The sequence below is a fragment of the Pseudomonas oryzihabitans genome, from assembly GCF_006384975.1.
Taxonomy (GTDB): domain Bacteria; phylum Pseudomonadota; class Gammaproteobacteria; order Pseudomonadales; family Pseudomonadaceae; genus Chryseomonas; species Chryseomonas psychrotolerans_B.
On sequence record NZ_CP021645.1, the window covers coordinates 2,917,916 to 2,942,869 of the forward strand.

Consider the following 24,954-nt stretch of genomic DNA (forward strand, 5'->3'; position numbering starts at 1 on the left):
GACTAGACCAGCCCTTCCGCCTTCAACTCGCTCTTGAGATAGGCGTAGTAGACCGGCGCCGCCACCAGGCCGGGCAGGCCGAAGGCCGCCTCGAACACCAGCATGGCCACCAGCAGCTCCCAGGAGCGGGCGCTGATCTGGCCGCCGACGATGCGGGCGTTGAGGAAGTATTCCAGCTTGTGGATGGCGATCAGGTAGCCCAGCGCCGCCACCGCGACCCAGATCGACAGCGACAGGCCAGCGATGAAGATCAGGGTGTTGGACATCAGGTTGCCGATCACCGGCAGCAGGCCAAGGATGAAGGTGAGGATCACCAGGGTCTTGGCCAGCGGCAGGTGGACGTCGAACAGTGGCAGCACGCCGAGCAGGAAGATGCCGGTCAGGGTGGTGTTGAGCAGCGAGATCTTGATCTGGGCGAAGACGATGTTGCGAAAGGCCTGGGCCACCAGGCCGAGACGCACCAGCAGTGCGCCGGACAGCGGCCTCAGCCGCTCGGGATCGGGAGCGGGCTGCAGGGCGACGATGGCACCGAGGATCATGCCGATCAGCACGATGACGAAGGTCCGCGCGGCGTCGCGGCCGAACAGCTGCAATTGCGCCACATGGGCGCGCACCCATTCCACCAATTCGCGCTTCATGCTATCGGCATTGGCCGGCAGGTAGGCGTCCAGCGAGGGCGGCAACTGGGCGCGGGCGCGCTCGGTGAGCACCATGAACTTGTCCAGCAGGCGCCCGGGGTTCTGCACCTCCTGGATGATGAAGCTGGTGAACCAGACGAAAAACAGCGTCAGCAGGCTCACCACCAGGGCCCCGAGCAGGGCCACCGCCAGCCAGCGCGCGCCTCCGCCGGGCAGATGGCGCTGCAGACGCCCGGCCAGGGTGTTGACCAGCTCGTACACCAGCAGTCCGGCCAGCAGGCTGGGCAGCAGCTTGAGCGGGAGAACCAGATAGAGGGCGGTGAAGACGATGATCCAGCTGGCCAAGATGGCCTGGCGTTGCGTGAAGGCGTACATAGATTACCGAACGGCAGAATCCCTGCGCGCAGTCTGCCAGCCCGCCGCCTCGCCGCCCAGCCTGGGTGAAGAAGAAAGCCCGAGCCTCTGTTACCCGGCGTTACCCGCGCAGCGTCGTTCAGCCCGCCAGTTCGGCAGCGCAGACCCGCGCCCGTCCTTGGTGCTTGGCCGCATAGAGCTGCGCATCGGCTGCGGTGATCAGGGCTGCCGGGTCGACGGCGGTCGGCGGCAGCGCGGTGGCTACGCCCAGACTCAGGGTGACATAGCCGGTCACCGATGAATGACCGTGGGGCAGGCGCTGATCGCGCACCTGCTGCAGCAAGCGTTCGGCGACCTGGCTTGCGCCCTCCAGATCGGTCCCCGGCAGCAGGCAGCCGAATTCCTCGCCGCCGTAGCGCGCCAGCAGGTCGTAGGGGCGGAACAGGCCCTGGCCCAGGGCCTGGGCGACCTGGCGCAGGCACTGGTCGCCGGCGAGATGGCCGTAGTGATCGTTGTAGGCCTTGAAGTGATCGATATCCATGAGGATCAGCGAGAAGGGCGTGCCTTCACGCTGACTCTGGCGCCAGCCGCGCAGCAGTGCCTCGTCGAACTGGCGACGATTGGCGATGCCGGTAAGGCCGTCGACCAGGGCGATGCTGCGCAGGACGTCGCGTTGCGCCTTGAGCGTGAGCTGGGTGCGGACCCGGGCGCGGACGATCACCGGGTTGATCGGCTTGTTGATGAAATCGACGGCGCCCAGCTCCAGTCCGATCACCTCCTCGTCGGGGCCTTCCTGGCCGGTGACGAAGATCACCGGGATGGCCGCGGTGGCCGGATCGGCCTGCAGCCGCCGCAGCACCTCGTGGCCATCGAGCTGGGGCATCATCACGTCGAGCAGGATCAGGTCCGGCTGCTGGGCGAGGGCCAGTTGCAACGCCTGGGCGCCGTTGGTGGCCATCAGGGTCTCGCAATCCTCGCGCAAGAGTTCGTGGAGGATACGAATGTTGAGCGGCTGGTCGTCGACGATCAGCAGCTTGGGTTTGCTGCGCCGCCCGGTGGTCTCGGCGGCGGTCGGCAGATTCATAGGGCCTCCTTGAGGTCAGGCAGCGTTGCGAGGGCCGCCGCGAAATCCAGGGTCTCGACCTGGGCACGGAACAGGTCGTAGCGCACCTGGGCTTCGGCCCGGCACTGGCTGGGCAACTCGGCCAGCCGGTCCAGGGCTTCGAGATTGCCCTGGCCGAGCAATAGCGCGAGTTCGTCCAGGCGGGCGGACCAGTCCACTATCAGCGTAGCGGCTATTTGGGCCGGTGGCGGCGGCAGGCGCTCGGCGAGGGCGCTGCGCAGTTCGGCCAGGGCCTCGTCGAGCAATAGCCGCAGGGTCGCCAGCTCGGCCGCGACGTCCGCCGGTATCCCAGCGCCCGCCTTGCCGGCCCGCTCGCCATCGGCGGCGTGAGCCGCCAGGCACTGGGCTCCCATGGTGCCGGCGCTGCCCTTGAGCGAATGCAGCACGGCGACCGCGCCTTCGGTGTCAACGGCGCTCCAGGCCTGCTCCAGGCGGGCCAGCAGATCCTGGGAGTCCTCGGCGAAGCGTTCGAGCAGGGAGCCGAACAGGCGGGCATCGCCGCCGAAACGCCGGAGGATGACGCCCAACGGCTCGATCCGCCGTTCGTCGGTGACCGACGCGGCGCTGACCATGGGCGCCACCTCCCGACCGGTCAGGCGTTGCAGCCGGCTGACCAACAGTTCCAGGTCGATGGGCTTGCCGATGTGGTCGTCCATGCCGGCGGCCAGGCAGGCATCGCGATCGGTGTGGGAGGCGTTGGCGGTCATCGCCAGGATCGGCAGGGTACTGAAGCGGCCATCGGCGCGGATGCGACGGGTGGCTTCCAGACCATCGATGTCGGGCATCTGCATGTCCATGATGACCACGTCGAGGGGCGTGCCGGAGAGCACCCGCTCGACGCCTTCCAGGCCGCCCTCCGCCAGCTCCACCTGGGCGCCCTGGGCCAGCAGCAGCTCGGCGGCCACCTGGCGGTTGAGGGCGTTGTCTTCCACCACCAGCAGGCGCAAGCCGGCCAGGCGGTGACTTTCGTCGACCATCGCGGCCGCGTGCACGCCCGCCGGGATCTCGGCGCCCAGGGCGCGCTCCACCGCCTCGACGATCTGCGCCGGGGTCACCGGCTTGGTCAGGTAGTCGTCGAAGGGGGCCTCGCCGCTCTGTTGGGCTTCATTGAGGAAGTCACGGCCGAAGCCGGTGAGCATGATGACCCGGGGTCGCTCGGCGGACTGGGACTCGTGCAGCTGGCGGGCCGCGGCCAGGCCGTCGCCGTCGGGCATGCGCCAGTCCATGAGCACGGCCTCATAGGGTTGGCCTTGCCGTTGGGCCTGGGCGACCTGCTCCAGCGCAGCGGCGCCGCTGGTGACCAGATCCACCTGCCAGCCGAGGGCGGCCAAGGTTTCCACCAGCACTTCGCCGACCAGGGTGTTGTCATCGGCCAGCAGCACCCGGCGCCGCACGGGCGCCAGCTGTGCCTCGCCCTGGCTGTCCACCGCCAGGGTGACGTCGAACCAGAAGCGGCTGCCCACGCCCAGTTCGCTTTCCACCTGCAACTGGCCGTCCATCAGCTCCACCAGCCGCTTGCAGATCGCCAGGCCCAGGCCGGTGCCGCCGAAGCGCCGACTGATGGACGCCTCGGCCTGGGTGAAGCCCTGGAACAGTTGCGCCTGCTGGTCCGGACTGATGCCGATGCCGGTGTCCTGCACCGAGAATTCTAGCCGCAGCGGGCCGTCCGCCTGGGACAGTTGGCGGACGCTGACCAGCACCTGGCCGGCCTCGGTGAACTTGAGGGCGTTGCCGGCCAGGTTGATGAGGATCTGCTGCAGGCGCAGGCTGTCGCCGACCAGCGCGGTGGGCAGTCCGGCCTCGAGCTGATAGTTGATCTCGACGTTCTTCTCGCCGCTGTTGCCGGAGAGCACCACGCCCAGGTTGCGCAGCACCTGCTCCAGGCTGAAGGGATGGACGTCCAATTGCAGCTTGCCGGCTTCGATCTTGGAGTAGTCGAGCACGTCGTTGAGCAGCCCCAGCAACGAACGCGCCGCCTGCTGGGCCTTGGTCAGGTAGTCGCCCTGGCGGTTATCCAGGGCGGTGCGCTGCAGCAATTGCAGCATGCCCAGCACGGCGTTCATCGGCGTGCGGATCTCGTGGCTCATGTTGGCCAGGAAGGACGACTTGGCCTGGCTGGCCAGGTCGGCGCGGGTGCGTTCCTCACGCAGCCGATGCTCCAGTTCCAGCTGCTCGGTGATGTCGCGGTTGATGCCCACCACCCGCAGCACCCGGCCACGCGGATCGCGCTCGGTATGGGCGCCGGCGAGGATGTGCCGCAGCGAGCCATCCTGACGACGGATGCGGAACACCGGGTCGAACGTCGCCCGCCCGGCCATGGCCGCGCCGAGGCGCTCTTCGGCGTCGGGCAGGTCGTCAGGATGCACGCGGCAACGCCAGTCATTGTAGGTCAGACCCTGCTCGCGCTGGACGTCGGTCCATTCGTAGAGTTCGAACATCCGCTCGTTGCATTGCACCTGGCCGGTGTCGGGTTGCCAGCACCAGATGCCCAGCTCGGCGACATCGGCGGCCATGGCCAGTTGGTCACGAGTCCGCAGCAGTACCTGGCGCTGGCGGCTCTGCTCGGTGATGTCGGCGATGATGGCTACCGCCAGCCGCTCGCCGTCGGTCCACATCACGCCCAGGCTCAGGGTGATGGGGAAGACACTACCGTCCTGGCGCCGGCCTTCCATCTCCTGGCCCTGCTGCCCACTGTCGCTGTCGGGCAACTCGAGCGGGCAACTGAAGAGTGCCTCGTAGCCGGCGAGATAGCCCGGAATCAACCGGTGGATCGGCTGGCCGATCACCTGCTCGGCGTGATAGCCGAAGATACGCTCGCCGGCTGGATTGAAGGAGCGCACCAGGCCGGCGCTGTCGACGGTGACGATGGGGTTGACCGCGGTGTCCAGGATCGCCCGGGTCAGCGCCAGGCTGGCGGCCAGTTCCAACTCGGCAGCCTTGCGCTCGGTGACGTCCGAGGCGATGCCCAGGTAGCCGCTGACCTGCCCGGCGCCATCGCGCATGGTGGTCACTACCAGGCTGACATCGCGGTGCTCGCCGTCGCGGCGGATGTAGGTCCACTCACGCGCCTCGGCACCGACGCGTTCGGAGCGCTCCACCAGCACGCGGAAGCCGCTGATCGGCGCGCCATACTGGGCACTCAGGGACTGGCCCTGGGCCTCCAACTCCTCGGGGAGATGGAAGTCGCTGGCGTGCCAGGTGCCGACCACCTCGTCGGCGCGATAGCCCAGCAGGCGCTCGGCGCCCTCGTTGAACAGAGTGATGCGACCGTCACGGTCAGTGGCGATGATGCCCACCTCGGAGGCCGCGCGCAGCACGTCGCCGAGCAGCCGGTTGGTCTGGCTGAGTTCGGCGGTGCGCTGGGCCACCTGACCTTCCAGGCGCGCATTGAGCGCCAGGATCTCGGCCTGGGCGGCCTTCTGCACGGAGATGTCGCGCACCGTCTTGGACGCGCCGACCACCCGGCCATCGCGCCCGCGCATGGGCGAGACACTGACCAGGACATCGATGTAGCGCCCGTCGCGATGCTGGCGACGGGTCTCGAAGTGCGGCACCGGCTCCCCCTTGCCGATCCGCTCCAGCACCCGCCACTCTTCGTGCTCCAGTTCGGCGGGCACGACGAGGTCGAGCAGGCGCTGCCCCACGGCTTCGCTGGCGGGATAGCCGAACAGCTGTTCCGCGGCGTGGTTCCAGCTCAGCACCACGCCGTTGAGGTCCTTGCTGATGATGCCGTCGGAGGAGCTCTCCACCACCGCGGTCAGGTTGGCCTGGTCCTGTTGGTACTGGCGGCGGCGCTGACGGGTGGTGAGCACGGCGAAGGTCAGGCCGGCGGCCAGCAGGCTGAATAGCTTGCCGAACAGGTGCACCAGGGGCACCGAGACCAGGTTCTGCGCCGCGACGAAGGTCGGGGTGGCGGTGAATGCCAGCTGCCATTGCCGGCCGTAGACGCCCTGCACCAGCCGGCGCTCGGACAGCTCCCGGGCGCCCTCCTCGTCCTCGCCATGCCGATAGAACAGACGCGGGGCGTCGGGGACGGTCACGTCGCTCAAGCGGATGATCAGCCCCGGAATGTTCAGCCGCAGACTGCCGAACATTTCCTCGATGCTCAGGGGTACATAGGACCACCCCAGGGTAGCGGCCTCCCGTGCGCGCGGATCGGCCGGAGGAAGCCCCTCTTCATAGATCGGCAGCATCATCAGGAAACCGGCCTCGGGGGGCGTAGAGGCCTGCAGTTGCAGCGGACCGGTCAGATGGATATCGGCATGCTGCATGGACAGCACGGCGGCCTCGCGGCGGATGGGATCGGACGCCGCGTCCATGCCGATGGCCTTGAGGTTACGCGAGATCGGCTCCAGGTACTGGACGACATAGCGATCGCCGTCATGGGGAGCGAAGGCACGAATGGTGAAATTGGGCCAGCCATCGGCGCTGGCTTCCCGCAGAAAGCGGGCTTCTTCGGCCTGGGGCACCCGGCGGATGAAGCCGACGCCCCGCGCGCCGCGAAACTCCTGGCCCAGGTCATGGACGCGGCCGTAGTTACCGAGCAATTGACGCGACAGGTTGCCACCGGCGACCACCACCAGGTCACGCATGCCGATCAGGCTGTATTCATAGGTGCGCAGCCGGTCCAGCACCTGGTCGCGGACGTCATCGGCCGCGCTGTCCAGGGCGCTGTGTAACTGCTGGTCATTGCGCGCGGCCAGTTGCCGCATGGCCAGACTCGTCAGCAGGACGCCGCACAGGAAGACCCCTAGACTCCAGCGCACACGCGAGGACGATAACAATCGCTTGAACATGGACATTGCCCTGTTGAAGATCCACTCCGCGTGGATCGAACGAACGGGACCAGGGCATGGGAAAGGCTGGAAAGCCGCGCCTTATTCAGAGATGAAGTGACTTATGGGAAGCGAAGCGCCGCTGGCCAACTAATGACCACATCGGCAGTGCGGGAAAATTTCTTGATACCGTGGATCGTTTCGCAGGCCCGTGCGAAAACGAAAAAAGCGGCTGAACCCTGGACGTTGAGCCGCTGAGAACCCCTCAACCCATATGACTATTTCAGACGAACGGCGAGGGGGATCGCCGTTCGCATCCTGGCTAGAACCACACTTCCATCTGCGTACCGACCTGCCAGACGCCACCCGACTTGAAGCCCGGCTGCCCCAGATCGTCGGAGCGGCTGAAGTTGTCGAGTCCGGAGGTCCAGTTCATATAGGAGGCGAATACCCGCAGCTCGGGACGCAGCAGATAGTCACCCGTCTGCGCCTTGAAGGTGGGCGCGATGGTGGCCTTCCAGAAGTTGCCATCGGCGAGGCCACGTCCGGCATAGCCCCGGGCATCGATATCCATGTTCTGGAAGGTCAGCTCGTACTGCATCTCGAAGTTGCGGGTGATGTCGTTGGAGAATCGCAGGTTGGTGGTGACGTAGCGGTAGTGGTCGCCGGGCATGTAGCGGTCGGTGCCGCGCTCGGCGATCACCGCCGGCGCCACGCGCCAGAACGGACTCAGGCGGGTATGACCGTAGAAGGCCAGACGCAGCGATTGGGCGTTGTCCAGCAGGTCGCCGTCGCCGCCCACCTGGCTGAGTTCCGCACCGAGACCGCGACCGTAGAGCAGCGAGGCCTTGAACAGCCCTTCACGACCGAAGAAGTCGTTCTGGGCATAGGTGAAGGCGGTATGCAGACCCTTGTCACCCGGCGTTTGCCCGCCCAGGTTCACCCGATGATCGTTACCGCCCGCACCGGGCTGGGCCAGGCGTCCGTCGTTCTGCCCGGAGGTGATGCCACTGGTCATGACCTGCCAGCGCCCCTGGTCGAAGAACTGGTTGAGCGTACCGATATAGGTCCGCGTGTCCTTGCCGTTCTCCAGGCCGAAGTCACCGTAGGAACGGCTCATCAACGAGGCGTTGAGGCGCCAGTAGTCGGTCGGCTTGACATCGTAGATACCGGCACCGGTACCGGCCAGGAAGACGATGTCGCGGTCCAGCCAGTGCACGTCGAAGTTGTCGCGGTCGAAGCGCTTGCCAGCCCAGAGGGTGGAGTCGCGGAAGGTGGGCGAGGACTTGAAGGAAGCCAGGCTGCTCAACTCGGCATAGGCCTGGCGAACGTTCAGGTTACTTTCCTGGGCGGTCCAGACGTTGGGCGTCTGCACGCCGTCGGCCAGCATCAGGAAGTACTTCCAACGCGTACCGTTCTCTACTTGTTGCTCCTGGGAGAACTTGGCCTCGATGTAGGTATCGGGCTCATTACCCAAACGACCGACGTTGCCGCCGACGGAGCCGGCCGGCGTCAACCCGGGACCGCCCCGCCCGGCCTTGTCGCCATTGGCGAGAAAACCGGAGCGCGCATAGGCACCGAACTTGAAACCGCTGTCGGTCGGCTTGACCGTTGCTGGCGCCTCGCCGACCGCGAGCTGCCGCGCCTCGATACGCGCCATGCGCTCATCCAGGGACAGCTGATCGCCCTTCGGCGCAGTGTTGGCGGCAGTCGCTTGAGCACCTGCGGTGGTGGCGTTGGCCGTTGCGGTGGTCTTGGCGGGCTTGGCCGCCTTGGCTTGTTCATCCTGACGGAGCTGGGCTACCTCGGCCTCGGCCTTGGCGGCGCGACTTTCGGCGGCGACCACCCGGGATTCCAGCTGGGCCATCCGTTCTTCGAGCGTGAGCCCCTTGGGTGCCGCCAGGACGAGTGGCGAGAACAGCAGCAGGGACGCGGCCGCCCCTCTTCCATAGAATTGAGCCTTCATGAGTCACCTTTTGTTTTTTTTGTCTGTGGTCTTGCTGGAGCGACGTTCCGAACCCCTTACCTTCCGGAACGCCACCGCTTGACAAACCGTCGGTCAGGTCCGTCAATGCACGGCAGTGTTAACGTTACCAAAACAAAAAACAAGAGCGCTCGAAAAATTTTTCAGCTGCATGGATAAGCGCCGAAGCCCCCTAGGGCGTGCGTTCAAGCGCAACGGCTCGACGTAGCCCAGGCCACGCCGACCATGCCGAGTAGCCCTGCTGGTTTGCAGGTCGCAGGCGCTGCCTCCTTGCCTGTGCGAGCGAGCGTTCTCGTGCCCTTTTCACTTTTCTTCGAGACCCGATTTCATGCTTTCTTCCGCGCTGTCCAAGGCTCACGAGGCGATCCTCGAACAACTTGAGCAACGTCACGACGCCTGGCGTCCGGCCTACCACCTGGCGCCTCAGGTGGGCTGGATGAACGACCCGAATGGGCTGGTGTTCTTCCAGGGCGAATACCACGTCTTCTATCAGTACCACCCCTACTCGACGAAATGGGGCCCCATGCATTGGGGCCATGCCAAGAGCGCCGATCTGGTCCATTGGCAACACTTGCCGGTCGCCTTGGCGCCGGATACCGAAGCCGATCGCGACGGCTGCTTCTCGGGCTCTGCGGTGGTCTGGGAAGACCGGCTCTACCTGCTCTATACCGGCCATCGCTGGTTGGGCGAGCCGGGGCGCGAAGACCAGGGGCTGTACCAGGTGCAGTGCCTGGCCAGCAGTGAGGACGGCTTGGTGTTCACCAAGCACGGCACGGTGATCGAACCGCCGGTCCCCGAGATGCAGCACTTCCGCGATCCCAAGGTCTGGCGGCGCGACGACGCCTGGTGGATGGCCCTCGGCGCTCGCGAGGGTGACGATCCCCGGCTGCTGCTCTATCGCTCCCACGACCTCTTCCATTGGGAAGCTCTGGGCACCGCCCTGGGCGGCACCCGCGAGCAGGATGGCTACATGTGGGAGTGTCCCGATCTCTTCCCGCTGGGTGACGAGGACGTCTTCCTCTGCTCGCCGCAGGGGCTGCGTCCCCGGGGCTATCGCTATCGCAATCTCTACCAGAACGCCTATCGTCTGGGCCGGCTCACCGACGCGGCGCGCTTCCTGCCGCGTACCGACTTCATCGAGCTCGACCATGGCCACGATTTCTATGCCGCCCAGACGCTGGAGGCACCGGATGGTCGCCGCCTGCTCTGGGCCTGGCTGGACATGTGGGAAAGCCCCATGCCGAGCCAGGCCGACGGCTGGTGCGGCATGCTTTCGCTGCCGCGTGAAGTCAGCCGGGAAGGAGACCGCCTGCGGCAAAGACCCGCGCGGGAGTTGATAGCCCTTCGGGAAAGCGAGCATCCCCTCGCCGGGCAGCACCTGAAGAGCGAAAGACTGCTGCTGCCGCTGGAGGGCGAGCGCCTGGAACTCGAGATCGAGATCGATCTCCACGCCAGCGATGCCGAGCGCTTCGGCCTGGCCCTGCGGGTCGACCCGAATGGGCGCGAGGAAACGCTGCTCTACGTGGATGCCCAGGCCGGCCGCCTGGTGCTGGATCGCGAACGCGCCGGACGCGGTGTGGCGGGCGTGCGCAGCCTACCGCTCACCGCCGGCCAGACGACGCTGCATCTGCGTCTCTACCTGGATAGATCGTCGCTGGAAGTCTTCGTCGACGACGGCCTCCACACCTTCGGCAGCCGCCTCTATCCGGGGCCGGACAGCCAGGGAGTAGCGCTCTTCGCCAGCAACGGCAGCGCCCGCTTCAGCCAACTGCGGGCCTGGACGCTGCGCGATCTGGCCCTCTGACCCCTGCTGATTTGGCATACTCCCCTCCTGATCAAGCGAGCGGGAGGGATGGGATGCCATCGGTGAAGGATGTGGCCCGGCTGGCCGGCGTCTCGGCCATGACGGTTTCGCGCGCGCTGAACAATCCGGAAAAGCTCGGCGCCGAGACCCTGACCCGCATCCAGTCGGCGATCCAGACGCTCGGCTACGTACCGGACCTGGCCGCCCGCCGGATTCGCGGTGGACGCTCCAGCGGCAAGACCATCGGCGTCTTCGCCCTGGGCACCGCCACCACCCCCTTCGCCGTGGATCTACTGCTGGGCCTGGAGCGCACGACGCGGGAGCATGGCTGGAATCTGTTCATCCTCAACCTGCTGGAGGACCGCCCCAGCCCCGAGGACATCGAATTGATGCTGGCGCACCGCCCGGACGGCATCGTCTTCAGCTCCATGCACCTGCGCGCCGTAGCGGTCCCCAGCGGCCTGGGGGAACGCCCCGTGGTCCTGAGCAACTGCTATGCCGAACGCGCAGCGATGGCCTGCTACGTACCGGACGATGCCGAGGGGCAATACCAGGCGGTGCGCACGGCCCTGGCTCGCGGCTATCGACGCCCGCTGAGCATCAATCTGCCGCGTCCCAGTCCGGCTTGGCCGCTTCGCCAGGAGGGTCTGCTGCGCGCCTGCCGGGAAGCCGGTCTGGCTGACGCCCTCGGCCAGTATGACCTGAGCACCGACGACGCCTACGACGAGACCCGCCTCGAGCTGGAGCGCCGTTTCGCCACCGCAGCGACCACCCCGGACCTGCTGATCTGCGGCAACGACCGGATCGCCCTGGTGGCCTACCAATGGCTGCTGGCCCGCGGACTGCGCATTCCGCAAGACGTGGCCGTGCTCGGCTACGACAACATGGTCGGCGTCGCCGAGTTGTTCCATCCGCCCCTGACCACCGTTCAGCTACCGCACTTCGAACTCGGGCGTGAGGCGGCCCTGCACCTGATCGAAGGACGCGCCAACGACCGGGCGCGCCATCAGTTGGCCTGTCCGCTGGTGGATCGCGCCTCCCTCTAGCACGACGAACGCACCGGACCGGTGGACGTACCGGGGATCAGCGGCACGTCCCAGACCTCCACCAGTTCTGCCGCGGGTACGCCGCGGGCACGTTCGATGGCCATGTGGGCGATGCGCCGCCCGGCCAGACGGATCGAGGAACGCAAGACGGTGAGCCCCGGTGCGGCGATCTCCGTCGGCAGCGCCGCGACGACGTCGTCGTGGGCGATGAGGGAGACGTCACCAGGAATGCTCAGCCCGGCTTCGGCGATGGCCTGGGCTGCGCCTATGGCCTGCAGCACCGAAGAGCAGAGGAAGGCAGTCGGCGGCTCGACCAGGGCCAGCATGCCGCGCGCCGCCTCGTAGCCGCGGGCATAGGTCTGCTGCCCGGCAGCCATCAGAGCGGGATCGGCGCTCAGGCCCGCGGCGGCGAGCTCGGCCAGATAGCCCGCTCGGCGATCACGGCCATAGGCCAGATGCTCTTCACCATTGAGCAGGGCGATGCGCCGATGGCCGAACGCCGTCAGGTGTGCGGTGCCCTTGGCGAAAGCACCAACGCTGTCGACGCTGAGCGAGGCGACGTTCTGGCCAAAGACCGGCAAGCCGTGGGCGACCACCGGAAAGGCGATCTCGGCGAGGTCGGCGGTCTCCGGATCGTCGAACACCGGCGACAGCAACACCAGGGCGTCCACCGCCCCCGAGCCTATGACGCGCTCGCACACGGCCCGCTCCTGCCCCTTGAGCGTGGGCAGCAGATGAATGGCCAGGCCGCATTCGGCGGCCGTTTCGCTGATGCCCGTCAACAGATCGGTGACGATGGGATTTTCCAGCATGTTGTCGTGGATCGACAGCAGGATACCCAGGGCATCGGCCCGCCCGGTCGCCAGCCGCAGCGCGGTCGGGTTCGGCTGGTAGTTGAGGCGTTGCGCCGCTTCCAGTACTCGCTGGCGAGTCTTGGCCCCCACCTCCGGATAGCCGTTCAGCGCCCGGCTCACGGTGGTCGGCGAGAGGCCCAGATGGGCCGCGAGATCCTTCAGGCTATTGATCATGTTGTTGTAGGTACCTGGCGGATAGGTGAAGCCGTTCGAAGAAGAAGCTCATCGGGATGCGGCCGGATAATACGGTGATTGACACCCCCGGCAAAGTAGCGCAGTCTGCATTTAGCGCTTTCAAAGCGCTTTGAATAAGGTTTTCATCGACTTCTCCTGGTGACTTGAGCTGGTTGTGAAGTGGGTCGACAGAGCGCCTCGACATATTCGAAGGCCTGTATCGATCCGCGCCACGCAGCGTCCGTACCTGGGAAGACAACAACAACAATGAAAGGCCAGGTAACCGTTTCGCCTTCGCTCGCGCCGCTCACAGGGGCGACGAAGGCTGCCACGGACGGTTGCCTGCCAGGAGATGAACAGTATGTTTAAGCGACTAGCCGGAGTGCTCGTCACCGGTGTTCTGCTGGGCGGCGTCGCCCAGGCCGAGGAGTTGTCCATCGTCGCCGGCTCGATCGGCAAGGACATCGAGGAGTTGCGCCTGCAACTCGATGCCTTCGAAAAGGCCAGTGGACACAAGGTGAAGATCGTAACCATGCCCGCCTCGGCCACCGACCAGTTCGGCCAATACCGCCTCTGGCTGTCGGCCGGCAACAAGGACATCGACGTCTACCGCACCGACGTGGTCTGGGCCCCGCAACTCGCCGCCAGCTTCGTCGACCTTTCGGACGCCATGAAGGACGTCGTCGGTCAACACTCGCCGTCGGTGATCGCCTCCCAGACCGTGAATGGCAAGCTGGTGGCCATGCCGATGTTCTCCGATGCCCCGGCGCTCTACTACCGCAAGGACCTGCTGGAAAAATACGGCAAGCCCGTGCCCACCACCTGGACCGAACTGGCGACCACCGCCAAGGAAATCCAGGACGCGGAACGTGCCGCCGGGCAACCCCAGCTCAACGGCTACGTGTTCCAGGGCGCTGCCTACGAGGGCACCACCTGCATGGGCCTGGAGTTGATCGCCTCCAATGGCGGCGGCGATATCGTCTCGCCCCAGGGTGACATCACCGTCAACAACCCCAAGGCCGCCGAGGCGCTGAGTATGGCCCACGGCTGGGTCGGCACCATCGCGCCCAAGGGCGTCCTCGGCTATCAAGAGGAGGATGCGCGCGGCGTCTGGCAAACCGGCAACGCCGTGTTCATGCGCAACTGGCCCTATGCCTACCCGCTGGGTAACGGCGCCGACTCGCCCATCAAGGGCAAGTTCGAGGTCGCGCCCCTGCCGGCCGGCGCCGGTGGCAAGTCGGCGGCCTGCCTGGGTGGCTGGAATCTCGCGGTCTCCAAGTACTCGACCCACCAGCAGGCGGCCATCGAGTTGGTTCGCTACCTGGTCTCGGCCGAGGCCCAGAAGCAACGGGCGCTGCTGAACGTTCGCCTGCCATCGATCCCCGCGCTGTACCAGGATCCGGACATCGTTGCCCAGCAACCGCTGGTGGCCCGTTGGAAGGACGTCTTCGAGAACGCTACCCCGCGTCCCTCGGCGCCGACCAAAACGCGCTACAACGAGGTCTCGCAGCAGTTCTGGACCACCGTCAACCGCACCCTGGCCGGCCAGGGCGATGCGGCGAGCAATCTCGACGCCCTGGACAAGCAGTTGCGACGCCTGAAGCGCAACGACTGGTAAGGCCTGCACGAGCGCTCGGACCTCGCCCCGAGGTCCGAGCGCATGTCCTTGGTGGCTGTCCCGGCCACGCCAAGCTTCACGGATGCACCCGATCATGACCCACTTCGAATCCGCTCCCACGCCTCCTGCGGCGGTCACCCCCAAGGCGGCGCATTCGCGCTCCAGGCTGTCCCGCCAACGGCAGCGCGCCGCCCTGCTGTTCATCGCGCCGATGCTGGTGGTGCTCGCCGGGGTAGCCGCCTGGCCGCTACTCAAGACGATCTACTTCTCCTTCACCGATGCCCGCCTGGGTGATCTATCCAGCGCTGCCTTCGTCGGCTTGCGTAACTACTACGAGTGGGTGGATTACGGCGATGGTCAGGGCGAGGCCTTCGGCGTGCTGGTGGATCCGGTCTGGTGGCAGGCGGTCTGGAACACGGTGCGCTACACCCTGATCTCGGTCAGCCTGGAGACCTTTTTCGGCCTGATCGTGGCGCTGGTGCTCAACGCCCGGTTTCCCGGACGCGCGCTGGTCAGGGCGGCGGTGCTGATTCCCTGGGCCATTCCCACCATCGTCTCGGCCAAGCTGTGGGCCTGGATGATGAACGACCAGTTCGGCATTTTGAACGATCTGCTGGTCCACCTCGGCCTCCTGGCGGCGCCCATCGCCTGGACCGCCTCGCCGGATACCGCCATGACCGCGGTCATCATCGTCGACGTATGGAAGACCACGCCCTTCATGGCCCTGCTGATCCTGGCCGGTCTGCAGCTGGTGCCCGGCGACGTCTACGAAGCCGCCCGCATCGATGGCGTGCATCCAGTCAAGGTGTTCTTCCGCGTGACCCTGCCGCTGATCCGGCCGGCGATCCTGGTGGCGGTGATCTTCCGCGCCCTCGATGCCCTGCGCGTCTTCGATCTGATCTACGTGCTGACGCCGAACAATTCCGAGACCAAGACCATGAGCGTCTATGCCCAGGAAAATCTGTTCCAGTTCGACAACTTCGCCCAGGGCTCGGCGGCCTCGACCCTGCTGTTCCTGGTGGTCGCGCTGATCACCCTGATCTACCTCAAGACCGCCCGTCTCGACCTGGGAGCCAGCAAATGAACGCCCGCGCCCTCAAGCAACTCACCGCCAAGACCGGTTTCTACCTGCTGGTGGTGGCCATCGTGGTCTTCTCGGTCTTTCCCTTCTACTACGCGATCCTGACCAGCCTGAAGACCGGCACCGATCTGTTCCGGATCGACTACCTGCCGCGCGCGGTCACCTTCGCCAACTACGCCAGCGTCTTATCCACCGATACCTTCCTGCACAACCTGCTCAACTCGGTGATCGTCGCCGTGTCGGTGGTGGCGCTGTCGCTGGCGCTGGCCATCACCGCCGCCTATGCCCTGGCGCGCGTGCCCTTCCGCGGTCGCGGCCTGCTGCTGGTGACGATCCTCGGCGTCTCCATGTTTCCGCAGATCGCCGTGCTCGCCGGTCTGTTCGAAATGGTGCGCGCCCTGGGCCTCTACAACAGCCTGCTGTCGCTGATCCTGGCCTACATGATCTTCACCCTGCCCTTCACGGTCTGGGTGCTGACCACCTTCATGCGCGAATTGCCCGCCGAGATCGAGGAAGCGGCCATCGTCGATGGCGCCTCGCCGCTCACCATCGTCACCCGCATCTTCATGCCGCTGATGTGGCCGGCGCTGGTGACCACCGGGCTGCTGGCCTTCATCGCCGCCTGGAACGAATTCCTCTTCGCCCTGACCTTCGTCGCCAACAACGAGACGCGTACCGTACCGGTGGCCATCGCCCTGCTCTCGGGCGCCTCGGAGATGGAAACCCCCTGGGGCACCATCATGGCCGCCTCGGTGGTGGTCACCCTGCCGCTGATCGTCCTGGTCCTCATCTTCCAACGCAAGATCGTTGCCGGCCTCACCGCTGGCGGTGTGAAGGGGTAATCCGCCATGGCCAATACTCAGACCCAGGCCGTCGACCGCGACTGGTGGCGTGGCGCGGTGATCTACGAGATCTATCCACGCTCCTTCCAGGACAGCAACGGCGACGGTATCGGCGATCTCGCCGGCATCACCGCGCGCCTGCCCTATGTCGCCGACCTGGGGGTCGACGCCATCTGGATCGCGCCCTTCATGCGCTCGCCCATGGCCGATTTCGGCTATGACGTCTCCGACTACCGCGACGTCGATCCGCAATTCGGCACCCTCGCCGACTTCGATGCTCTGGTCAGCCGCGCCCACGAACTGGGCCTGAAGGTGATGATCGACCTGGTGCTGTCGCACACCTCCAGCCGCCATCCCTGGTTCGCCGAAAGTCGCAGTGATCGCCACAACGCCCGCGCCGACTGGTACGTCTGGGCCGATGCCAAGCCCGACGGCTCGCCGCCCAACAACTGGCTGTCCAACTTCGGCGGTTCCTCCTGGGAATGGGACGCCGGCCGTGGCCAGTACTACCTGCACAATTTCCTCATCGAGCAGCCCGACCTCAACTTCCACAACGAAGCTGTGGTGCAGGCGGTGCTGGACGTGGTGCGCTTCTGGCTCGACCGGGGCGTCGACGGCTTCCGCCTCGATACCGCGAACTTCTATTTCCACGACGCCGAGCTAAGAGACAATCCACCGCTGCCGCCGGAATTGCAGAACGAGCGCCTGGCCCCGCGGGATCGCCCCTACAACTGGCAAGATCACCGCTACGACAAGAATCGCCCGGAAAACCTCGGTTTCCTGCGGCGTTTCCGCGCCCTGCTCGACGAGTATCCGGCGGCCACCGCCGTCGGCGAGGTGGGCGAAATGATTCATGGCACGGCGCTGATGGCCGAATACACCGGCGGCGGCGATCGACTGCACATGTGCTACGCCTTCGACTTCCTCAACACCGCCCTGCCGGCGGTAGAGGATATCCGGCCGGTGATCGAGGACTTCGAGCGGGCGGCCGCCGATGGCTGGGCCTGCTGGGCCTTTTCCAACCATGACGTGGTGCGCCATGCCTCGCGCTGGGCCAAGGACCGGCCGGACGGCACGGCCATCCTGCGCCTGGCGGCGGCGATCCTGCTCACCCTGCGCGGCTCGGTGTGCCTGTACCAGGGCGAAGAACTGGGCCAGACCGAGGCGGACATCGCCTTCGCCGACATCGTCGATCCCTGGGGCAAGCGCTACTGGCCGGCCATCAAGGGCCGCGACGGCTGCCGTACGCCCATGGTCTGGAGCGCCGCGCTGCCTCATGGTGGTTTCACCGAGTCGACGGCCAGACCCTGGCTGCCGGTACCGGCCAAACACCTGCCGCTGGCGGTCGATCGTCAGGCGCAACGCGTCGACTCCCTGCTCGCCTGCTATCGCACCCTGCTCGCCTGGCGCCGAACGCTCCCGGCATTGGTCAAGGGCTCGATCGAGTTTCTCGACCTGCATCCGCAGGTGCTCGCCTTCGAAAGACAGCTCGGCGAAGAACGCCTGCTGGTGGCCTTCAACCTGGCCGATGGCCAGCCGCTGGAACTGGCGCTTGCGCCGAATCTCGCCGAGCACCTGCGGGAAGATCTCACGCCAGCGCTGCTGGGCGGTCGCCTCGAGCGCCAGCGCCTGCTGCTACCGCCCCATTCCGGCCTGATCGCCCGCCTCGCGGGCGGCGCCGATCACCGCTAACCGATGAGGACTTCTGGATGACCACGCTCACCCTCAAAGGGATCAAGAAACGCTACGGCAACGTCGAGATCCTGCAGCACATCGACCTCGACATCCGCTCGGGAGAATTCATCGTCTTCGTCGGCCCGTCCGGCTGCGGCAAGTCGACCCTGCTGCGGGTCATCGCCGGCCTGGAAGACATCACTGCGGGCACCTTCTCCATCGATGGCGAGGTGGTCAACGACCGCACGCCCAAGGAGCGCGGGATCGCCATGGTGTTCCAGTCCTATGCGCTCTATCCGCACATGACGGTCTACCAGAACATGGCCTTCGGCCTGACCCTGGACAAGGGCACGCCCAAGTCGGAGATCGACGTCCGCGTCCGCCGCGCCGCCGAGGCGCTGCAACTCACGCCTTACCTCGAGCGGCTGCCCAAGGCGCTGTCCGGTGGCCAGCGCCAGCGCGTGGCGATCGGCCGGGCCATTACCCGCGATCCCAAGGTGTTCCTGTTCGACGAACCCCTGTCCAACCTCGACGCCGCCCTGCGCGTGCAGACGCGCATCGAGATCGCCCGGCTGCACGAGCAGATGCCCAACACCACCATGATCTACGTCACCCACGATCAGGTGGAGGCCATGACCCTGGCCGACCGCATCGTGGTGCTCAACGGCGGTCGCGTCGAGCAGGTCGGTTCGCCCCTGGAACTCTACGACGATCCGGACAACCTGTTCGTCGCCCGCTTCCTCGGCTCGCCGGCGATGAACATCCTGCCCGCCACCGCCCGCGAAGGGCACCTGGATCTGCACGGTGCGCAAGGCGCTCAAACGCTGAGCGCGCCGGCCGGCATCCAGGGTGAGCTGCACCTGGGCGTCCGCCCGGAGCATCTACACCTGGTCCCGGCCGGCCAGGGCATCCTGTCCGGCACCGTCACCCTGACCGAGCAACTCGGCGAATTGACGCTGGTGTATGTGGACCTAGGCAACGGCGGTGAACCGCTGGTGGCCAAGGTAGCCGGCAAGGCCGAGCTGCACCACGGCCAACAGGTACAGCTGACCAGCGCCCCCGAACACCTGCGCTACTTCGATGCGGAAGGTCGCGCGCTGCGCCAGCACCGGCATAGCGCGGTCGCCTGAGGGCTCCACCGCCGCGCCGCCTCGAGCAGGGAGGCGCGGCGGGCACTTACTAGATCCTGAAACCACCGACCAGCCGTTGCAGCCGACCGGCCTCGGCTTCCAGCGCCGTGCAAGCCGCCAGGGTCGCCTGGAGGTTGTCCACGCCCTGCTGGTTCAGCAGGTTGATCTCGCTGATATCCATGTTCAGGGTTTCCACCACCGAGGTCTGCTCTTCGGTCGCGGTGGCGACGGACTGGTTCTGGCCGTCGATCTCGCCGATGCGCTCGGTGACGCTGCCCAGACTGCTCCCGGCCTGCTGCGCCACCTGCATGCTGTGGGCGCTCTGCCGCTGGCTTTCCTGCATCAGCGCCACCGCATCGCGCGAACCGTTCTGCAGTTCTTCGATCATCTGCTGGATCTGCTGCGCCGAACTCTGGGTGCGGCTGGCCAGGGAGCGGACTTCATCAGCAACCACGGCGAAGCCACGGCCGGCCTCGCCCGCGCGGGCTGCCTCGATGGCGGCGTTGAGTGCCAAGAGGTTGGTCTGCTCGGAAATACCGCGGATGACTTCGAGGATCTGACCGATGTTGGCGGCCTTGCCGTTGAGCGCTTCGATATGCTCGCAACTGGTGCCGATCTTCGCTGACAGCGCCTGCATGGCGTGCAGGGCTTCGTTGAGCACCTCACGGCCTTCTTCGCCCTGTTGGCGCGCACTACGCGCCTCGCCGGAGGCGTGGGCGGCGTTGCGGGCGATCTCCTGAGTGGCGGCGCCCATTTCGTTGATGGCCGCGGCCACACTGGTAGTGCGCTGGGATTGCACATCCGACTGCTGCATGGAGGACTGCGAAGACTCCAGCACGCGCCGGGTGCTCTGGTTCAGCTCGCCGGTGGTCTGGGCCACCTCGCGGATCGAGGTGTGGATACGGGCCACGAACTGATTGAAGGCTTCGGCCAAGACACCGAATTCATCGCGGGTCTGCACCGGTAGCCGACGGGTCAGATCGCCCTCACCCTGGGCGATGTCCTGCATGGCGCGGGACAGGTCGCGCAGCGGTCGCAGCAGCACCCGGATCAACAGGCCCAGCAGCAAAATGATGGCGATCACCGCGATCACCGTCGCCACGATGGCCAGGTTGCGCGCCTGGGTGACCGGAGCATAGGCCTTGGCCTGGTCGATGGACTGGCCCAGGTACCACTTGACCGAGGGCAGGCCTTCCACCGGCGTGAAGCTGATCAGGCGTTCGGTGCCGTCCTGGTAGGTAGTGCTGAAGCCCGGGGTGACGCTTGGCGTATCGTCGGGAAAGATGTCCTTGAGATTCTTCAGGACCTGTTCGGGGTGACCGCTGACGAGAATCTTGCCGTCGCCGTCGACCAGAAAGGCCTCACCCAGACCGCCCGCATTGAGCGAGGTGATGATGCTGGTCAGGGTCGAGAGATTGACGTCGCCCCCTACCACGCCGATGACCTGACCATCGCGGATCAGGGGGGTGGTGATGGGCATGCCCAGCTTGCCGGTGGTAGCGAAGACATAGGGCTTCATCAACACGGTCCTGCCCGCGGTCGTGGGCTCGATGTACCAGGGTCTCTTGCGCGGATCGTAGCCAGCCGGCACCGGGGATTGCGGATAGGCCGTATAGGAACCATCGGCACCGCCCAGGTAGGCGGTATCGAAACTCGCGGCGTAAGTCTTCTGCTGCAGCACGGCGCTGAGCGTTTCCGGCGAGCTATCACGGCGCAGTACGTCCGCCTGGCTTTCCAACAGGCGGATACGGCCATCCAGCCAGAACGCGATGTTGGCCGCGGCGATTCGTCCGCCTTCGCTCAGGGAGGCCCGCAGTTCGCGGTCGATGGTCGTGCGCTGCAGATAGGCGTTGAATCCGGAAAAACCCACCAGCGCGACGGTCACGACCAGCGCCGCCGTCAATAAGATCTTGTGACTGAACCTGAGTTGTCCGCGCATCGTATGTCCTTGGACAGATGAGAAAAAAGGCAGCACCGGAACAATACCGCCGCCTCTCTGTATCGGCTGTTAAAGCCGCGTCCTTGAGCCTCCCGCCAGGAATTTAGCGTCTTATATCAGGCTCAATGCTTTCAGCAACAATAGGCCGAGGTTGGTGGTAAACATCCCGCCCAGGGTACTGATCACCACGATGGCCGCCGCCAGTTGGGCATTGCCCCCTGCGGCGCGAGCCATGACGAAGCTGGAGGCAGCCGTGGGGCAGCCCAGGTAGAGGAACAGGATACCCAGCGCCGGTCCCTGGATGCCCAGGGCCAGAGCGCCCAGCACGCCGAGCAGGGGTATCCAGACGATCTTCCACAGGCTGGCCCCCAGTGCCAGACGGCTGCTCTCGCGCAGCGCCGCCAACGAGAGGGTGGCGCCGATGCACATCAGTGCCAGCGGCAGGGTGAGCCCAGCGAAGTAGCGCGCTGAACTCTCCAGCCAGCGCGGCAGTTGCCATTGCCAGTAGGCGAAGGGAATGGCCACCAGGATGCCGATGATCAGCGGATTGCCGAGGATACTGCGCAGGATGGTGCGCCAGTTGGCCTGCAAGTGCGGGCTATAGAGCGCCAGCACGATGGTCGAGAGCACGTTGTAGAAGAGGATGACCATGCCGGCCAGGATGCCGCCCACCGACAGGCCATAGTCGCCGTACTGGGTGGCCGCCAGCGCCAGGCCGACGATGCCGCAGTTGCCGCGAAAGGCGCCCTGCACGTACACCCCCCGATCGGCATGGGGACAGCGCCAGATCGCCCAGGCCCAGACGAGCAGGAAGCTCGTCACCGTGGCCAGCGCGAAATAGCCCAGCAGCAGGGGTTGCAAGGCTTCGCCCAGGTCCGCCTTGATGATGCCGAGAAACAGCAGGGTCGGCATGGTGGCGCGAAAAACCAGGCTGGACGCGGTATTGACGAAGGCCGTGTCGATCCAGCCCAGTCGCTTGAGCACGCAGCCGAGCAGCACCAGGGCAAAGACGGGTGCGGTGACGTTGAAGGTCGCCTGGACCAGGGTTAGGACGTCGGACATGGACAGGGCGGGCCGGGGAAAAGGCTGGCGATGGTAGCAGGGTGGCGTCGCCTGGGGCCGCTCCGGCAATCATCGCGAAGTGACATCAGAAGGTCCTTAGCTTACTATCTACCCGCCCGATTCAGACGACACCCTCCAAGCCAGCCCACGGCTCGCCTCAGCGCAACCGCTCTAGGCTACCCGCCAGGGAAGCCCACGAAGGGGTGGAACGATAAGACAGACAATAGGTTCAGACGTAGCAGACGACAGATCCGCATGCGGTTCCGATTTGCGATGTCGTCGATCGAGTCGAACATCCTCTTCTACGATTGTATTGCGAGCGCTGCTATGACTGTCACTTCCTCTGCGAGACCGGGAGGCCTGCCTACCAGGTTACTCGGCATCCTGTTTATCCTCCTGGGCCTGGGCCTCTTGGGGCTGGGCATCAAACTGGCCACCCTCGGGGGCTCCCTGTACTACCTCGGCGGTGGCGTGCTGCTCGCCCTGAGCGGTTACCTGCTGTTCATCCGGCGCGCCAGTGGCGTCTGGGTCTATGCCTTCTTCCTGGTGGTCTCCACCGCCTGGGCCGTGCTGGAAGTGCAATTCGACTGGTGGCAACTGGTGCCGCGCCTGGCGCTGTGGTTCGTGCTCGGCCTGGTCCTGCTGATCCCGGCATTCCGCCGGCCGCTGGACAGCCGCAGCGGTGGCCTGCCGCTGATCGGTTCCCTGGTGATCGCCGGCGTCGTCGCCCTGGTCGCCCAGTTCGTCAACTACAACCGTCTGGACGGTGACCTGGGCCGCGATACCGCCGGCACCACGAGCGCCGCTCCGACCGCCGCCGATGGTGACTGGCCCTCCTACGGCCGTACCGCCTTCGGTGATCGCTACTCGCCGCTCAAGCAGATCGACGTGAACAACGTGAAGGATCTGGAAGTGGCCTGGACCACCCGTACCGGCGACCTTCCCGGACCGAACGATCCCCAGGAGACCACCGCGGAAAACACCCCGCTCAAGGTCAACGGCATGCTCTACGTCTGCACGCCGCACAGCCAGGTGATCGCCTTGGATCCCGACAGCGGCAAGGAAATCTGGCGCTTCGATCCCAAGCTGAGCACCCAGCACGCCGACAGCTTCAAGGGCTGGGCGCACATGACCTGCCGTGGCGTGGCCTACCACGACGACGCCACCTACGCTGGCACCACCACCGCGGGCCAGAGCCCGGCCACCGGCGCCGCCGTTCCGGTCGACGAGCAGAGCACCCCGGCCGCCAACAGCTGCCCGCGGCGTCTGTTCCTGCCCACCGCCGACACCCGCCTGATCGCCATCAACGCCGATACCGGCAAGGTGTGCAGCGACTTCGGCGACAACGGCCAGGTCGACCTGACCGCCAACATGGGCAGCTTCACGCCCGGTGGTTACTACTCCACCTCGCCGCCGGCAGTCACCCGCAACCTGGTGATCATCGGTGGCCACGTCACCGATAACGTCTCCACCGACGAGCCCTCCGGCGTCGTGCGGGCCTACGACGTGCACACCGGCAAGCTGGTGTGGAACTGGGACAGCGGCAATCCGGACGCCACCGCGCCCATCGCCGCCGATGGCATCTACACCCGCAACTCGCCCAACATGTGGTCGATGATGGCAGTCGACGAAAAGGTCGGCATGGTCTATCTGCCCATGGGCAACCAGATGCCCGACCAGTGGGGCGGTGACCGTACCCCGGCCTCCGAGAAGTACAGCGCTGGCGTCGTCGCCCTCGATATCGCCACCGGCAAGGTGCGCTGGAACTACCAGTTCACCCACCATGACCTCTGGGACATGGACGTGGGCGGCCAGCCGACCCTGGTGGACATCAAGACCGCTGACGGCGTGAAACCCGCGCTGATGGCCTCGACCAAGCAGGGCAGCATCTATGTGCTGGACCGCACCAATGGTCAGCCCATCTACCCGATCACCGAAACCCCGGTGCCCCAGGGCGCGGTGGCAGGCGACCACACCTCGCCGACCCAGCCGATCTCCTCGATCAACCTGGCCGCGCCGACCCTCAAGGAAAGCGACATGTGGGGCGGTACGCCTTTCGACCAGGCACTGTGCCGCATCGCCTTCCGCGAGCACCGCTACGAGGGCATCTACACCCCGCCGTCCACCCAGGGCTCCATCGTCTACCCGGGTAACTTCGGCGTGTTCGACTGGGGTGGTATCTCGGTCGATCCGGTACGCCAGATCGCCTTCCTCAACCCCAGCTACATGGCCTTCACCTCCAAGCTGATCCCGCGCGAGGAAATCGCCAACCAGCCGGCGCGAAAGAGCGAGACCGAGGGCATCCAGCCCAACAAGGGCGCGCCCTATGGCGTGATCCTGTCGGCCTTCCTGTCGCCCCTGGGCCTGCCCTGCCAGGCACCCGCCTGGGGCTACGTGGCCGGTCTCGACCTGACCACCGGCAAGCTGGTCTACAAGCACAAGAACGGCACCGTGCGCGACAACTCGCCGGTCCCGCTGCCGCTGCCCATGGGCGTGCCCAGCCTGGGCGGCACCGTCACCACCGCCGGTGGCGTGGCTTTCCTCAGCGGCACCCTGGACCAGTACCTGCGCGCCTATGACGTGAAGAACGGCAAGGAACTGTGGAAAGGCCGCCTGCCGGCCGGTGGCCAGACCACCCCCATGACCTACACCGGCAAGGACGGTCGCCAGTACGTGCTGGTCTACGCCGGCGGCCATGGTTCGCTGGGTACCAAGCAAGGCGACTACGTGATGGCCTTCGCCCTGCCCGAGAAGAAGTAAGGGCAGGCGCGAAAGCGCACGTAAGAGCGTAAGAAAAAGCCCCGGCCAATTGGTCGGGGCTTTTTCGTTCAGGCGCCTTGAACAGCGCTTTCGGTG

15 protein-coding genes and 1 pseudogene are annotated in these 24,954 nt (G+C 66.0%); 8 read left to right on the forward strand and 8 right to left on the reverse strand.

What is annotated here, in order from left to right; all coding sequences use genetic code 11:
• Nucleotides 1–2: 2 nt before the first annotated feature.
• From CCZ28_RS13055 to CCZ28_RS13070, 4 genes are all read right to left on the reverse strand, one after another.
• Nucleotides 3–1,013: an AI-2E family transporter gene (locus CCZ28_RS13055; RefSeq protein ID WP_140218657.1), complete on the reverse strand. Its 1,011-nt coding sequence runs from the start codon at nt 1,011–1,013 to the stop codon at nt 3–5.
• Between the two features lie 118 nt (nt 1,014–1,131).
• The gene (locus CCZ28_RS13060; protein WP_140218659.1) at nt 1,132–2,076 is read right to left on the reverse strand and encodes a diguanylate cyclase domain-containing protein; all 945 of its coding nucleotides are present in this window, start codon (nt 2,074–2,076) and stop codon (nt 1,132–1,134) included.
• Nucleotides 2,073–6,911, reverse strand: coding sequence for a PAS domain S-box protein (locus CCZ28_RS13065; protein WP_140218661.1), 4,839 nt, complete (start codon nt 6,909–6,911; stop codon nt 2,073–2,075). Before CCZ28_RS13065 ends, CCZ28_RS13060 begins: the two co-directional genes overlap by 4 nt.
• A gap of 301 nt (nt 6,912–7,212) precedes the next feature.
• Complete coding sequence (locus tag CCZ28_RS13070) at nt 7,213–8,757, reverse strand: carbohydrate porin (protein ID WP_240795292.1); 1,545 nt, start codon at nt 8,755–8,757, stop codon at nt 7,213–7,215.
• A 445-nt stretch (nt 8,758–9,202) separates the two neighbouring features.
• Between CCZ28_RS13070 and CCZ28_RS13075 the strand changes: the two genes are divergently transcribed.
• The gene (locus CCZ28_RS13075) at nt 9,203–10,678 is read left to right on the forward strand and encodes a glycoside hydrolase family 32 protein (protein ID WP_140218665.1); all 1,476 of its coding nucleotides are present in this window, start codon (nt 9,203–9,205) and stop codon (nt 10,676–10,678) included.
• A gap of 53 nt (nt 10,679–10,731) precedes the next feature.
• Entirely contained in the window at nt 10,732–11,724 is a 993-nt protein-coding gene (locus CCZ28_RS13080) for a LacI family DNA-binding transcriptional regulator (RefSeq protein ID WP_140218667.1), read from the forward strand.
• Here the strand turns inward: CCZ28_RS13080 and CCZ28_RS13085 are convergent.
• Nucleotides 11,721–12,752, reverse strand: coding sequence for a LacI family DNA-binding transcriptional regulator (locus CCZ28_RS13085; protein WP_140218669.1), 1,032 nt, complete (start codon nt 12,750–12,752; stop codon nt 11,721–11,723). The genes CCZ28_RS13080 and CCZ28_RS13085 overlap by 4 nt on opposite strands.
• Before the next feature lie 361 nt (nt 12,753–13,113).
• Here CCZ28_RS13085 and CCZ28_RS13090 point away from each other — a divergent pair, with 361 nt between their 5' ends.
• From CCZ28_RS13090 to CCZ28_RS13110, 5 genes are all read left to right on the forward strand, one after another.
• Nucleotides 13,114–14,370: an ABC transporter substrate-binding protein gene (locus tag CCZ28_RS13090; protein WP_205894580.1), complete on the forward strand. Its 1,257-nt coding sequence runs from the start codon at nt 13,114–13,116 to the stop codon at nt 14,368–14,370.
• A gap of 94 nt (nt 14,371–14,464) precedes the next feature.
• Complete coding sequence (locus CCZ28_RS13095; protein WP_140218673.1) at nt 14,465–15,454, forward strand: carbohydrate ABC transporter permease; 990 nt, start codon at nt 14,465–14,467, stop codon at nt 15,452–15,454.
• Nucleotides 15,451–16,293 carry a carbohydrate ABC transporter permease gene (locus CCZ28_RS13100; RefSeq protein ID WP_140218676.1) on the forward strand — a complete coding sequence of 281 codons (843 nt, stop codon included), beginning with the start codon at nt 15,451–15,453 and terminating at the stop codon, nt 16,291–16,293. The genes CCZ28_RS13095 and CCZ28_RS13100 overlap by 4 nt, the downstream gene beginning before the upstream one ends.
• 6 nt (nt 16,294–16,299) lie before the next feature.
• Nucleotides 16,300–17,985, forward strand: coding sequence for an alpha-glucosidase family protein (locus tag CCZ28_RS13105; protein ID WP_140218678.1), 1,686 nt, complete (start codon nt 16,300–16,302; stop codon nt 17,983–17,985).
• A gap of 17 nt (nt 17,986–18,002) precedes the next feature.
• Complete coding sequence (locus CCZ28_RS13110; RefSeq protein WP_140218680.1) at nt 18,003–19,097, forward strand: ABC transporter ATP-binding protein; 1,095 nt, start codon at nt 18,003–18,005, stop codon at nt 19,095–19,097.
• Nucleotides 19,098–19,146: 49 nt separating this feature from the next.
• Here the strand turns inward: CCZ28_RS13110 and CCZ28_RS25110 are convergent, their stop codons facing one another.
• From CCZ28_RS25110 to CCZ28_RS13120, 3 genes and pseudogenes are all read right to left on the reverse strand, one after another.
• On the reverse strand, nt 19,147–19,911 hold the full coding sequence (locus CCZ28_RS25110; RefSeq protein ID WP_437179221.1) for a methyl-accepting chemotaxis protein: 765 nt from the start codon (nt 19,909–19,911) through the stop codon (nt 19,147–19,149).
• Between the two features lie 93 nt (nt 19,912–20,004).
• Nucleotides 20,005–21,036 (reverse strand): annotated as a pseudogene (locus CCZ28_RS25115) (HAMP domain-containing protein); the annotation flags it as partial.
• 111 nt (nt 21,037–21,147) lie between these two features.
• Nucleotides 21,148–22,098: an AEC family transporter gene (locus tag CCZ28_RS13120; RefSeq protein WP_140218684.1), complete on the reverse strand. Its 951-nt coding sequence runs from the start codon at nt 22,096–22,098 to the stop codon at nt 21,148–21,150.
• A gap of 327 nt (nt 22,099–22,425) precedes the next feature.
• Between CCZ28_RS13120 and CCZ28_RS13125 the strand changes: the two genes are divergently transcribed.
• Entirely contained in the window at nt 22,426–24,858 is a 2,433-nt protein-coding gene (locus CCZ28_RS13125) for a glucose/quinate/shikimate family membrane-bound PQQ-dependent dehydrogenase (RefSeq protein WP_140218686.1), read from the forward strand.
• Nucleotides 24,859–24,954: the final 96 nt, after the last annotated feature.